This window comes from Streptomyces sp. DSM 110735 (assembly GCF_016482685.1).
Lineage (GTDB): Bacteria > Actinomycetota > Actinomycetes > Streptomycetales > Streptomycetaceae > Streptomyces.
Genome location: NZ_JACYHF010000007.1, coordinates 121,799 through 134,796 on the forward strand (window position 1 = coordinate 121,799; position 12,998 = coordinate 134,796).

10 protein-coding genes are annotated in these 12,998 nt (G+C 72.9%); 4 read left to right on the top strand and 6 right to left on the bottom strand.

Annotated elements, in window-relative coordinates; translation table 11 throughout:
- Positions 1-78 precede the first annotated feature (78 nt).
- The 4 genes from IF655_RS13770 (at position 79) to IF655_RS13785 (ending at position 6,414) form a co-directional block, all read left to right on the top strand.
- The gene (locus IF655_RS13770) at positions 79-2,946 is read left to right on the top strand and encodes a lysylphosphatidylglycerol synthase transmembrane domain-containing protein (RefSeq protein WP_199585014.1); all 2,868 of its coding nucleotides are present in this window, start codon (positions 79-81) and stop codon (positions 2,944-2,946) included.
- 99 nt (positions 2,947-3,045) lie between these two features.
- Positions 3,046-4,590: an alpha/beta hydrolase gene (locus tag IF655_RS13775; protein ID WP_199585015.1), complete on the top strand. Its 1,545-nt coding sequence runs from the start codon at positions 3,046-3,048 to the stop codon at positions 4,588-4,590.
- Between the two features lie 47 nt (positions 4,591-4,637).
- Complete coding sequence (locus tag IF655_RS13780) at positions 4,638-5,675, top strand: serine hydrolase (RefSeq protein ID WP_199585016.1); 1,038 nt, start codon at positions 4,638-4,640, stop codon at positions 5,673-5,675.
- 10 nt (positions 5,676-5,685) lie between these two features.
- On the top strand, positions 5,686-6,414 hold the full coding sequence (locus IF655_RS13785; protein WP_199585017.1) for a 5-formyltetrahydrofolate cyclo-ligase: 729 nt from the start codon (positions 5,686-5,688) through the stop codon (positions 6,412-6,414).
- A 20-nt stretch (positions 6,415-6,434) separates the two neighbouring features.
- Here IF655_RS13785 and IF655_RS13790 read toward each other — a convergent pair whose 3' ends face one another.
- The 6 genes from IF655_RS13790 to IF655_RS13815 form a co-directional block, all read right to left on the bottom strand.
- On the bottom strand, positions 6,435-6,620 hold the full coding sequence (locus IF655_RS13790) for a hypothetical protein (protein WP_199585018.1): 186 nt from the start codon (positions 6,618-6,620) through the stop codon (positions 6,435-6,437).
- 62 nt (positions 6,621-6,682) lie between these two features.
- Positions 6,683-7,861, bottom strand: a complete 1,179-nt coding sequence (moeZ, locus tag IF655_RS13795; RefSeq protein WP_199585019.1) for an adenylyltransferase/sulfurtransferase MoeZ — start codon at positions 7,859-7,861, stop codon at positions 6,683-6,685.
- A gap of 63 nt (positions 7,862-7,924) precedes the next feature.
- Positions 7,925-8,656, bottom strand: a complete 732-nt coding sequence (locus tag IF655_RS13800; protein WP_199585204.1) for a spherulation-specific family 4 protein — start codon at positions 8,654-8,656, stop codon at positions 7,925-7,927.
- A gap of 74 nt (positions 8,657-8,730) precedes the next feature.
- A complete protein-coding gene (locus IF655_RS13805; protein ID WP_018544368.1) occupies positions 8,731-9,690 on the bottom strand; it encodes an NAD(P)-dependent oxidoreductase in 960 nt (319 codons plus the stop codon).
- A 208-nt stretch (positions 9,691-9,898) separates the two neighbouring features.
- Positions 9,899-11,152 carry a hypothetical protein gene (locus tag IF655_RS13810; RefSeq protein WP_242488721.1) on the bottom strand — a complete coding sequence of 418 codons (1,254 nt, stop codon included), beginning with the start codon at positions 11,150-11,152 and terminating at the stop codon, positions 9,899-9,901.
- Positions 11,149-12,831 (bottom strand): DUF3492 domain-containing protein, encoded by a 1,683-nt coding sequence (locus IF655_RS13815; RefSeq protein WP_199585020.1) that lies wholly within the window; start codon positions 12,829-12,831, stop codon positions 11,149-11,151. Before IF655_RS13815 ends, IF655_RS13810 begins: the two co-directional genes overlap by 4 nt.
- Between the last annotated feature and the right edge of the window lie 167 nt (positions 12,832-12,998).

A 12,998-nucleotide genomic window follows, 5' to 3' on the forward strand; every position in this document is an offset into this window, starting at 1 on the left:
CCTGATGCCCCCTTGTGCCGGTCGGACGTGCCACCATCGTCCGGGCGGTGACCGGTGATACGAGACCAAGAAGAGACCATGAAGCAGCAGGGTGTGCACCCCGAGGACGCGGAGGGCACCCCTGGCGCGGCCGCGCGTCCAGACACCTCCCGCAAGGGTTCCGACGATTCCCGTACGGGTTCGAACGACTCCCGTAAGGGTCCGGTTGACGACACGGACCGGGGACGCGACCCGGGCGTGCCGGAGGACCGCGAACCCGAAGGGCGCGAGCCGGAGAGCCGCGAGCCGGAGGGGCGCCGCTTCTGGCCGCCGCAGATCCCGGCCCGTCAGCGCCACTCCGGTGGCGACGACGCGCACCCCGGTGAGGTCGAGGGCGACGAACCGCTGCTCCCCGCGCGCGTGCACCGCCCCTCCGACCTCATGCGGCTCGGCATCGGTCTGCTGGCCATCGCGCTGCTGCTCGCGCTCGCCGCGTTCGCGCACGGCACCACCTCGGGTCTCGAACAGGACATCCACAAGGGCACCGGGCAGGCGCCCGACCTGCTGATCAAGATCGCGGGGCTGGCGTCCAGCATCGCGATCCTGCTCGTCCCCGTCGCCTTCGCCATCGAGCGGCTGATCAAACGCGACGGTCTGCGCATCGCCGACGGCGTGCTCGCCGCCGTCCTCGCGCACGGCGTGACGCTCGCGACCGACCTCTGGGTCGCGCGGGCGGCGCCCGCCTCCATCCAGGAGGCGCTGACCCAGCCCGCGCCGGGCGACATCCACGCGCTGACCGACCCGGTGCACGGCTATCTCGCGCCGGTCATCGCGTACATGACCGCCGTCGGCATGTCCCGCAGACCCCGCTGGCGGGCGGTGCTGTGGATCGTGCTGCTGCTCGACGCGTTCTCGATGCTGGTCACCGGCTACACCACCCCGTTCGCGATCATCCTGACCGTGCTGATCGGCTGGACCATCGCCTACGGCACCCTCTACGCGGTCGGCTCGCCCAACGTACGGCCCACCGGGCGCACCCTGATGGCGGGCCTGCGGACCGTCGGCTTCCACCCGGTCAGCGCGGTCCGCGAGGAGGTCCCGGAGTCGGAGAACGGCGACCGGGGGCGGCGCTACTTCGTCACCCTGGAGGACGGTCCCCCGCTGGACGTCACGGTCGTCGACCGCGAGCAGCAGGCGCAGGGCTTCTTCTACCGCGCCTGGCGCAACCTCACCCTGCGCGGCTTCGCCACCCGCTCCAGCCTCCAGTCGCTCAGACAGTCCCTGGAGCAGGAGGCGCTCCTCGCCTACGCGACCGCCGCCGCCGGGGCCAACGCCCCCAAGCTCATCGCCACCTCCGAGCTGGGTCCCGACGCCGTGATGCTGGTCTACGAGCACACCGGCGGCCGCACCCTGGACGCCCTGCCCGACGACGAGATCACCGACGAGCTGCTCCACAAGGTCTGGCACCAGGTGCGGGCGCTGCAGTCCCGGCGGATCGCGCACCGCAGGCTCGCGGGCGACGCCGTACTGGTGGATCGTTCCGGCAAGGTGATCCTCACCGAGCTGCGCGGCGGCGAGATCGCGGCGGGCGACCTGCTGCTGCGCATGGACGTCGCCCAGATGCTCACCACGCTCGGTCTGCGCGTCGGCGCCGAGCGTGCCGTCGCCTCGGCGGTCAAGGTGCTCGGCCCGGACGCGGTGGCCGGCTGTCTGCCGATGCTCCAGCCCATCGCGCTCACCCGCTCCACCCGCGCGACCCTGCGCAAGCTGGCCCGTGAGCGGGCCGAGCGCGAGCGCGAGGCGGTCCTGGAGTCCTCCCGGCTGGCCAAGCAGGCGCGGCTCGAAGCGGCGTCCAAGGAGGGCACGGCTCTTCCCGAGAAGCCCGACAAGAAGACGGTCCGCGCCGAGCAGCGCGCCGAGAAGCGCGCCATCGACGAGGCGATCGACGAGGCTCGCGAGGAGGACCTGCTCACCCAGATCCGGCACCAGGTGCTGCGGATCCGGCCGCAGGCGCCGGTGGAGCCAGCCCGCCTGGAGCGGGTGCGCCCGCGTACCCTGATCAGCTTCATCGCGGGCGCGATCGGCGGGTACTTCCTGCTGACCCAGCTCACCCACATCGAGTTCGGCACGCTGTTCGCGCAGGCGCAGTGGGGCTGGGTGGCGGCGGCGGTGGGCTTCTCCGCGCTCAGCTACGTGGCCGCCGCGATGGCGCTGCTCGGGTTCGTGCCGGAGCGGGTGCCGTTCGTGCGGACGGTGGCGGCGCAGGTCGCCGGGTCCTTCGTGAAGATCGTCGCCCCGGCGGCGGTCGGCGGTGTCGCGCTGAACACGCGTTTCCTCCAGCGGCAGGGCGTACGGCCGGGTCTCGCGGTGGCGAGCGTCGGTGCCTCGCAGTTGTTCGGGCTCGGCTGTCACATCCTGATGCTGCTGTCCTTCGGCTATCTGACCGGTACCGAGAAGACGCCCTCGCTGTCGCCGTCCCGCACGGTCATCGCGGGTCTGCTGACGGTGGCGGTCCTGGTGCTGGTGGTGACCTCGGTGCCGCTGCTGCGGAAGTTCGTGGTCACGCGGGTGCGGTCGCTGTTCGCGGGGGTCGTGCCGCGCATGCTGGACGTGCTCCAGCGGCCACAGAAGCTCGTCACCGGCATCGGCGGCATGCTCCTGCTGACCGGCTGCTTCGTGATGTGCCTGGACGCCTCGATCCGCGCCTTCGGCGACGAGTCGGCGCACCTCAGCATCGCGAGCGTCGCGGTCGTCTTCCTCGCGGGCAACGCGCTGGGCTCCGCCGCGCCGACGCCGGGTGGTGTGGGCGCGGTCGAGGCGACGCTGACCGTGGGTCTGATCGCGGTGGGGCTGCCGAAGGAGGTCGCGGCTCCGGCGGTGCTGCTGTTCCGTCTGCTGACGCTGTGGCTGCCGGTGCTGCCGGGGTGGCTGTCGTTCAACCACCTCACCCGCAAGGGGGCGCTGTAGGGGCTGCGGCGGGGGGCGTCGCGGCGGCTCGGGGCGGGGTCGTACCTCGTACGGCCCGTGCCCCGCGCGCGGTGGCGCGCACGCCGTGAGGATGGGGGCATGGCGATCCCCTCCCGGCCGCGCGCAGCGGCTCTGACCACCGGTGTCCTCCTCCTCGGGACGCTGCTGGGCGGCTGCGACAGTTCGCCGTCGACCGGGGATCTGACGAAGCAGAAGCTGGACTGGAAGGACTGCCCGGCACCCTCCGCGGCGGAGGGCGGCGGTCCGGCGCCCTCCCCGCTGCCCGGCGGCGCCGAGTGGCAGTGCGCGACCATGCGGGCGCCGCTGGACTGGGCGAAGCCCAAGGGCGACACGATCGGCATCGCCCTGATCCGCGCCAAGGCCAGCGGACCGGCGAACGAGCGCATCGGCTCCCTGGTGTTCAACTTCGGCGGTCCCGGCGGCAGCGGCGTCACCACGCTGCCCGCGTTCGGCGAGGACTACGCGGCTCTGCGCACCCGCTACGACCTGGTGAGCTTCGACCCGCGCGGGGTGGGCCGCAGCGATCCGGTGAAGTGCGAGAGCAACGCACAGCTCGACGTGTACTTCCAGCAGGACGCGACGCCGGACACGACGAACGAGGAGAAGCAACTCGTCAGCCGTACGAGGAAGTTCAACGACGCCTGCGAGCGGAACTCCGGGAAGGTCCTGCCGCACGTCCGCACCACCGACGCGGCGCGCGACATGGACCTCATGCGCCAGGTCCTCGGCGACTCCAAGCTGCACTACTTCGGCATCTCCTACGGCACCGAACTGGGCGGCGTCTACGCCCACTTGTTCCCCAAGCGGGTCGGTCGTGCCGTCTTCGACGCGGTCGTGGACCCCACCCAGACACCGGAGGAGGGAGCGCTCGGCCAGGCCCGCGGCTTCCAGCTCGCACTGGACAACTTCGCGGACGACTGCACGTCGCAGATCGAGGACTGCCCGGTGGGCGACACCCCCCAGGACGTGAAGGACCGCATCGCCGGACTCCTCAAGTCCCTGGAGAAGAAGCCCATTCCGGGTCTCCCCCCGCGCAAGCTGACCCAGACCGCCGCGACCAACGGCATCGCCCAGTCCCTGTACTCCAAGGACTTCTGGGAGTACCTGACCGAGGGACTGGAGGACGCCTACGAGGGCGACGGCAGAATCCTCATGCTGCTGTCCGACTCCATGAACGGCCGCGGCGAGAACGGCGAGTACAGCAACATCGCCTCCGCCAACGTCGCCATCAACTGCGCCGACGAGAAACCCCGTTACGACGCCGCCTACGTCCGCGGCAAGCTCCCCGCCTTCCGCTCCGCCTCCCCCGTCTTCGGCGACTACCTCGCCTGGGGCATGGTCGGCTGCACCGACTGGCCCGTCCCCGGCGCCGCCGACCACCCCGACGTCCACGCCCCCGGCTCCGCCCCCATCCTCGTCGTCGGCAACACCGGCGACCCCGCGACCCCGTACGAGGGCGCCCGCGCGATGGCCGACGCGCTCGGCGAGGGCGTAGGCGTCGAACTCACCTACAAGGGCCAGGGCCACGGCGCCTACGACAGCAAGAACCGGTGCGTACAGGGCGCGGTGAACGGCTACTTGCTCGATGGGAAGGTGCCGGAGGCGAACACGGTGTGCTCCTGAGGCGGTTGTCGTACCTTCGAGTGGGCTCCCGAGTCGACAGGAAGACCATGACGCAGGCCGACCGTCGGATCGAGGACCTTCTGCGCAGCGGCGTCCGTCAGCGGGTCCACCCCGGGGCGGTGTGGGCCGTGGGTGACGCGGACGGCACGCGGGACAGTGGTGCCGTCGGCCTGCTGGACCCCGGGCGCCCCGGTGATCCGATGCGGCTGGACACGCCATTCGATCTCGCCAGCCTCACCAAGATCCTCGCCGTGTGGTCCGTCATCGGCACCCTCGTGGAGGCGGGAAAGCTGGAGACGCGGATGCCGCTGGGGAGCTTCTGGCCCGAGGTCGCCGGACATCCCCTCGCGGCGGTCACCGCGCACCAGTTGCTCACCCACACCGCGGGACTGCCGCTGCGCGCCAACCTCCGGAAGCTCTACGGGTCCGACCCCCAGGACGTGCGCGACGGCGTGCTGCACGAGGCGCCGCGCCGTCCCCCGGGCGAAGCCGTCGAGTACACCGACCGTGCCGCCCTCGTCCTCGGCTACCTCGCCGAGCACCTCGCGGACCGGCCACTGGACCGGCTCGCCACCGAGCGCGTCTGGTCACCCCTCGGCATGACCTGTACCCGCTTCGGTCCCCTCCCCGCCGACACCGCCGCCCGGTGCGCCCCGACGGAGTACGACGACACCACCGGCGCCCATCTCCGGGGTACCGTCCACGACTTCTCCGCCCGCCTGCTCGGCGGTGTCTGCGGCATCTCCGGCGTCTTCTCCGTCGCCGACGACCTGGCCCGCTTCCTGCGACACCTCCTCTCCCCGGCGGAGGGCTCCTTCGGTCCCACCTGGGTGAAGGACTCGCTGCGCCTCCACACGGGCGAACTCACCCCGGCACGCGGCCTCTTCTGGCACCCCGCCCCCGGTACCACCCCCGGCGAGGACATCTGGACCCACTACGGCTTCACGGGGACCGGCATGTGGGTCAGCCCGAAGCAGGGACGCTGGGCGGTCCTCCTCACCAACAAGCTCTACTACGGCCGGGATCGAGCCCCGATCACCGTCATCCGCGACGGATTCCGAGCGGCGGCCTTCGCACGGCCGTAGGCTCTGCCCGATGAAGACCGGCAGCTCTCCGGACCGCGCCAAGCAGGCGGTACGCACGCAGATCTGGGACGCCCTGACCTCCGCAAACGCCGTTCACGACACCTCTGTTCACGGGCGCATCCCGAACTTCAAGGGAGCGCAGGCAGCGGCGGCCAGACTCGCGACGCTCCCGGAGTGGCAGCGGGCGGCCATCGTCAAAGCGGTGCCGGACAAGGCGCAACTGCCGGTGCGGGCGCGAGCCTTGGAAGAGGGGAAGACCGTCTACATGGCGGTGCCGAAGCTGGCCTCCGTCAAGCCCTTCTACCTCCTGGACCCCGCCACCCTCACCGTGCCGCCCGTCGAAGCCGCCTCCAGCCGCACCGCGGCGACCATCGCCCCGACGGTCGACGTCGGCTCCCTCCGCCCTCTGGACCTGATCGTGCTGGGGTCCGTCGCCGTCAACCGCGACGGCGCCCGCATCGGCAAGGGCGCCGGGTACGCGGACATCGAGTTCGCCCTGCTGACGGAGGCGGGGCTCGTGACACCGAGGACCCTCGTCGTCACAACCGTTCACCGAGTCCAGGTGACCGGGATTCCGATCCCCACGACACAGCACGACGTGGGCGTCGACTTGATCGTCACGCCGGACGAGACCATCGCGTGCCCGAACCCCCACCGACCGACCGGCATCGACTGGTCCGCCCTCACGGCGGAGCAGATCGCGGCAATACCGTCGCTGGCGGCGCGGTACCCAGCCTGAGTGCGGGCACACCAGCGGTCCTACAGCGCCTCCGGCGGCAAAATGAACAACCCCGCCACCTTTTCGTCGTCGTCGAAGGCGACCCGCGCCTTCATGTCGCCCGCCTCGTAGCGGAGGGGGACGTCGACGGCCGTGTGGTCGCCGATGCGGCGGACGAAGGGGGCTGCCTGAGCACCTGTTCCGCCTGGGAACGGCGGCAGCGGCAACGAGAGAGGCCCACCGCGCCCGCACGAATGCGGCGCCGTGGGCCTCTCTCAAGCAGACAGACTCAGTACACCGGCTTCTCCGGCTCCACCTGGTTCACCCAGCCGATCACGCCGCCGCCCACGTGGACCGCGTCAGCGAACCCCGCCGACTTCAGGACCGCGAGGACCTCCGCGCTGCGGACGCCTGTCTTGCAGTGGAGGACGATGCGCTTGTCGTGGGGGAGGGATTCCAGGGCGGAGCCCATGAGGAACTCGTTCTTGGGGATGAGCTTGGCGCCGGGGATGGAGACGATCTCGTACTCGTTGGGCTCGCGGACGTCGATGATCTCGATGTTCTCGCCGTCGTCGATCCACTCCTTGAGCTGCTTGGGAGTGATCGTGGAGCCGGTGGCGGCCTCCTGGGCCTCCTCGGAGACGACGCCGCAGAACGCCTCGTAGTCGATCAGCTCCGTGACGGTCGGGTTCTCGCCGCACACCGCGCAGTTGGGGTCCTTGCGGACCTTGACCTGGCGGTACTGCATCTCCAGGGCGTCGTAGATCATCAGGCGCCCGACCAGCGGGTCACCGATGCCCGCGAGGAGCTTGATCGCCTCGTTGACCTGGATGGAGCCGATCGACGCGCAGAGGACACCCAGCACGCCGCCCTCGGCGCAGGAGGGGACCATGCCGGGCGGCGGGGGCTCCGGGTAGAGGCAGCGGTAGCAGGGGCCGTACTCGGACCAGAAGACGGACGCCTGGCCGTCGAAGCGGTAGATCGAGCCCCAGACGTACGGCTTGTTCAGCAGCACGCACGCGTCGTTGACCAGGTAGCGCGTGGCGAAGTTGTCCGTGCCGTCCACGATCAGGTCGTACTGACCGAAGATCTCCAGCACGTTCTCGGCTTCGAGCCGCTCCTCGTGCAGGACGACGTTCACGTACGGGTTGATGCCCTTGACCGTGTCCCGGGCGGACTCGGCCTTGGAGCGGCCGATGTCGGCCTGGCTGTGGATGATCTGGCGCTGGAGGTTCGACTCGTCGACCTCGTCGAACTCCACGATGCCGAGCGTGCCGACACCCGCCGCCGCCAGGTACATCAGCGCGGGCGAGCCCAGGCCGCCGGCACCCACACAGAGCACCTTGGCGTTCTTCAGCCGCTTCTGCCCGTCCATCCCGACGTCCGGGATGATCAGGTGGCGGGAGTACCGGCGGACCTCGTCTACGGTGAGCTCTGCGGCGGGCTCGACCAGGGGTGGCAGCGACACGGGGACTCCGTTGGTCGGTCGTTCACTACGGTTGTTCTTCCCGTAACACTGCCACGCGTTTCTTCATTCCGAGACACCCGTTCCGACCCGCGAGACGATTTCGTCCCAGTAGCCGGGCATGGTCTCCCAGGGATTCTCCTGGCCGCCCCGGTCGGTGCGGTCGGTGAGGTAGACGGTGCCCGCGCCCTGCCAGCGGGCGATGCGCAGCGCCTCCTCCAGATGACCGCGCGGCACGCCGTGGACGACGTGACAGAAGCGGTCGGCCGGGTAGTCCGCCGTCCACTCCGCGACCTGGGACCAGCGGTACTCGCTCCAGGAGCCCCGGAAGGTCAGCAGTTGGTCGGCGTTCTCCGCGTACCCCGGGTGCGGATGGCAGCCGTGGCCGAGCACGATGTGGGCGCCCTCGCGCAGCGCGCGCAGGGTGGTGACCAGGCGGCGGACCTCCGGGAGCGCGGCGCGGTCGGCGGGGCAGCGCTCCAGGAGGAAGCCGTCGACCTGGTACCAGTCGAGGTGGCGGTGGGCATCGCCGAGCAGGTCGGCGTGGGAGCGCGTCCCGTGGGCCAGGTCGAGATGACCGAGGACGCGGACCCCGCCGTTGCGCAGCCGCCCCGACGCCTCCAGGCACTGCGAGTCGGGGCGGACACCCGGACCCGCCGCCACGTTGAGCACGACCCAGTCCAGGGGCGTGCCCGGGCGGGTGAGTTCCGCCCACTGGGACGGGGCGACCAGAGGATGGGCGAAGTCGTAGATCCCGAGACCGGTGCGGACAGCGGTCCCGGCGCCTCCCGCCTGCATCAGATCCGGTCCGCCCCGACCCGCCACGCCGGGACCGCCCCCACCCGCCAGGTCCGGCCCGCCGCCGCCCCCCGTCAGATTCGGCACGCCGCCTCCATCCAGATGTCGGCCAGGGACTCCTCCAGGTTGATCCGTGGGCGCCAGCCGAGCCGGTCGCGCGCCGTGCGCACGTCCGCCTGCTGCCAGCTTCCGCAGCCGTCCGGGTAGGGGAAGGCGACCGGCGCCGCGTGGTCGACGTCGCCGCGCGGATGACCGAGCGGACCGCGCAACGGGCCTGGCGGGGCGTCGAGTTCGTGCAGGGAGCCGCCGTATCCGGCGACCCGGGCGAGCACGGCGGCGGCGTCGCGCAGCCGGACCGCGCGGCCCGAGCCGATGTTGATGACGCCCTGCGCGGCGGAGAGCGAGGCGGCGTGCACGGCGCGCGCGACGTCGCGGACGTCCACGAAGTCGCGCTGGACGCCCAGTCCGCCGAGCTTCAGCTCGCCGTCGCCGGACTGCATGGCACGACGCATGGCCTCGGCGAGCCTGCCGAGCGGGGAGCCCGCCGGGGTGCCGGGTCCGGCGGGCGAGAACACCCGCAGGACGACGGCGTCGAGCCCCGAGCCGAGGACCAGTTCGGTCGCGGCGAGCTTGCTGACGCCGTACGGGCCGCCGGGGCGGGGTACGGCGTCCTCGGCGGTGGAGGAGCCGGGCTGGCTGGGACCGTACTCGGAGCCGCAGCCGATCTGCACCAGGCGTGCCCCGCAGCCGCTGCGGCGCAGTGCCTCGCAGACGGTGGCCACGGCGACCGTGTTGTGCCGGGTCAGCTCGCGGGCGCCGCCCCTGGTGGCACCCGCGCAGTTGACGACGACTCCGGGGTGGACCGCGTCCAGGAACCGGGTGAGCGCGCCGGGGCTGCCGGTGGCGAGGTCGAAGCGGACGTCGGCGTCGTCGCCCCGCCCCAGCGCGGTGAGCTGGACGGCGGGGTCGGCGAGCAGCCGGTCGGCGACGAAGCGGCCGATGTATCCGTTGGCTCCGATCAGCAGGACCCTCATCGGGCGGCTCCCGGGGTGCGCGGTGTGGCAGCTCCCACGGACCCGGACGCTCCGGGCGTTCCGTGTCGGGAGGTGGTCATCAGGTGTTCTCCTTCGCGGGGTCTGAGGGGCGGGGTCGGCCCCTGCGCGGGGCCTGGCGCCGTCCGCCGGGTACCGGCGCGCCCCGTACGGGCTGCGGCGGGACCGGTCGGAAAGGGCGGTGGGGGGTTCACTCGGCCGCTCCGGTGGGAGCGTGCGCCGAGGCGCGGGTGAGGGTGCGCAGCGCGTGGACCAGCAGGACCACCGCGGCGGCGCCGCAGACGAGGACGGGTACGGCGCCCGGTCCCCAGGCGTCCGTGAGGCGCTGGACGGGTGCGGCGGCGAAACCGCAGCCCGGCAGCCGTCCCGTCAGCACGAGGGCGGGAGCGGCGAGTTCGGCGGCCGCCGCCGAGCCGAGCACCACGGCGGGCGCGTGCCGGTGGTGGTACGCGGTGAGCAGCCGGGCGAGCAGCAGCAGCGCGCCGAGGGCGAGGGTCCGCGCGGGGGCGGAGGGCTCGCGCAGTACGGCGCCGGTGACGGCGAGCAGGGCGCCGAGCGCGGCCAGGTACAGCGCGAGGGTGCCCAGGAGCAGGGGGCGGGCGGCGGCGGTGAAGTCCTCCAGACCCCGGCTGCCCGCGAGCCTGCGGTGGGCGGTGGCGGCGAGGAGGTGGGCGCACCAGGCGGCCGGGGCGCAGGACAGCAGCAGGGCCAGGGTGGGCGCGAGGGCCACCGGCCAGGGTCCGTCCGGGGCGAGGGTCGGCGCGTCGTCGGGACCGCCGCTGATCACGGCGCCCAGGAAGCCGTCGCCGAGGAGGGCGTAGGCGAGCAGGCAGAGGACCGCCGTGCGGGTGCCGAGCGCGGGCTGCCGTACGGCGGTGCCGGGGCGGGTGGCGAGCGGGCCCCGGCGCAGGGCGGCGGCGACGGCACCGCCGACGAGGAGCAGGGCGCCGAGTCCGACGAGCAGCCGGGTCTGGCCGTGGGTGAGGAGCAGTCCGGCGGCGGCAGCGGCGGCGAGCGCGCCGGGCAGCAGGGTGAGCAGGACCCAGTCGGTGCGGATGCGGGGTCCGGGACCGGGGTCGGCCGGGGGCTGCGGGTCGTCGTCGCGGGGGACGCGGGCGTACAGCTCCTCGGCGAGCGAGAAGACGTCCCGGTGCCGGAAGCGGGCGGCGGTGCGGTCGGTGACGCCGTGCGCCTCCAGTCCGGCGGCGATCTCCAGCGCGTCGACCGCCCGCTCGCACAGGTCCCGGTGCTGGTGCAGCAGGGTCTTCACGGGGTCGGCGGTGCCGCGCCGGGGGGCGGGGCGCGGGGACACCTTCGGTGTCTCGGCGGCGACCGCCTCGACCGGTCCCGTGCCCTCGCCCCCGGCCGGGGCGTCCCCGTCCACGCGCGCGTCCATCGTCGTACCGCCCCGCTCTCCCGCCGTTCTGCCCGCGCCGCCGCTCATCGCGTCCCCTTTCCTGCCGTCGCCGCCACCGGGCGGGACGGGTCGGGGTCGGCCCAGGCAGGAGCCGGACGCGTGGTGGGGGCGGTGAGGCGGCCGGGGGCGTGGATCTCGGCCGGGGTGGCGAAGGGCAGGGGCTCGCCGGTGTCGTCGCGGCTGACCGGGCAGTGCGAGACGATCTCCAGGTAAATGCCGTGAAATGCCGTGATGTTCTGTTCGACGCCGAGCAGTTCGACCGCCCGCGCCCGCGCGGCGGCGCCCAGGCGCGCCCGCCGCTCCGGGTCGCGCAGCAGCGTCACGCACGCCTCCGCGAGCGCGCGGGGGTTGCGCGGCGGTACGACGAGTCCGGTGCCGCCGATGACCTCCACCACCGCGCCCACGTCGGTGGAGACGGTGGCCCGGCCGCAGAACATCGCCTCGGCCAGGCTGACCGGGAAGCCCTCGACCACGCTGGAGAGGACCACGACGGCACCGGAGGCGTACGCCTCGGCGAGGCTCGGCGCCTCGGGACCGCCGATCTCCTCGAAGGAGACGGGGTTGTCCCCGACCTCGTGCACGCCCTCCGCCTCGTCGGGGAAGAGCTGGGCGGCGAGCGCCCGGCAGTGACCGAGGTACGCCTCGCCCTCGGCGTCCACCGGCACGCCCACGATGCGCAGCCGCGCGGCGGGTTCCTCGCGGCGGATCTCGGCGAAGGCGTGCAGCAGCGAGATGAGGTCCTTGGCGGGTTCGATCCGCCCGACCCACACCAGGGTGCCGGGGTCGGAGCGGTCGGGTCCCTCCCCCACCTCGGTGAAGCGGGCGGCGTCCATGCCGGGGTGGACGGTCCTGATCCGGGCCCGGTCGGCGCCGCAGCGCTCCTGCCAGCGGCGGGCGTGGGCGTTGCCCGGGGTGAGGATCTCCGCCCGGCGGTAGACCTCGGCGGCGAGTCTGCCGTGGAAGGCGGCGAGCAGCGCGCGGACGGCGGGGGCGGCGGCGTCGGGTCCGAGGGCGAGGTAGCGCGAGCGCAACTGGACGCCGTACTCGGTGACGAGCAGGGGCACGCCGGAGAAGTACCGGGCGAGCAGTCCGGGGAGGGCGGCGGTACCGCCGGAGGTGGCGTGGCAGAGGTCGGCGGCGGCGAGGGCGTCCTCGCCGTACCAGTCGAGGGAGAGCGGGCGCAGGGCGCGCTCCAGGTGGTCGGTGACGGTGAGCAGGTCGGGCACCCGTGCCTCGCGGGCGGTGCGGGGCGCGCCGGGTGCGCGGCAGGCACGTTCCAGGGCGCGTACGGCGGTCTCGGAGCGGAGCGCCCCGGTCAGCGGTCCTTCCTCGCGGGCGAGTTCGGCGAGTTGGTACAACGCGTTGCCGAAACGGTCCGCCAGCTCTTCGCCGGCGACCGCGGGACCGGCGCCGGGCTCGGCCCAAATGGCCGCGAGGAGTTCGCCGTAGGACTCGGCCAGGCGCCTGCGGGCGCGCCTGCCGAGGGCGGGTCCCTCGTCCTCGGTGGTCCACAGCGGGGCGGTGCGCACCCGGTGGACCTGCGGCGGCAGCGTGACCCAGCCCGCGCGCTCCTGGTCGTGGTCCCGGCTGAGCGCGTAGACGTCGAACTCGTGCTGCCCGAGCCCGCGCACGAGCCGGTCGCACCAGATCCCGGCGTCACCGCTCACATACGGATAGCCACCCTCCGTAAGCAGTCCGATGCGCACGCGTGCACCCCCGATCTCCCGTGTGTGGGAGCCGCCGTCCTCCCGGCGGCTCGCAGCGGGACGAACGTATGCGGACAAGGCGGTGGCGCGACGGACGGTTGTCCATCGCGCCACCAAAAGGGGTGAACGGTCGTAACTTTCGCGTGCGGGTCGCGTTCCGACGCGCT

Coding starts and splice junctions, on each gene's coding strand:
- IF655_RS13770 (WP_199585014.1), top strand. CDS start 79: ATGAAGCAGCAGGGTGTGCACCCCGAGGACGCGGAGGGCACCCCTGGC.
- IF655_RS13775 (WP_199585015.1), top strand. CDS start 3,046: ATGGCGATCCCCTCCCGGCCGCGCGCAGCGGCTCTGACCACCGGTGTC.
- IF655_RS13780 (WP_199585016.1), top strand. CDS start 4,638: ATGACGCAGGCCGACCGTCGGATCGAGGACCTTCTGCGCAGCGGCGTC.
- IF655_RS13785 (WP_199585017.1), top strand. CDS start 5,686: ATGAAGACCGGCAGCTCTCCGGACCGCGCCAAGCAGGCGGTACGCACG.
- IF655_RS13800 (WP_199585204.1), bottom strand. CDS start 8,656: ATGCAGGCGGGAGGCGCCGGGACCGCTGTCCGCACCGGTCTCGGGATC.
- IF655_RS13805 (WP_018544368.1), bottom strand. CDS start 9,690: ATGAGGGTCCTGCTGATCGGAGCCAACGGATACATCGGCCGCTTCGTC.
- IF655_RS13810 (WP_242488721.1), bottom strand. CDS start 11,152: ATGAGCGGCGGCGCGGGCAGAACGGCGGGAGAGCGGGGCGGTACGACG.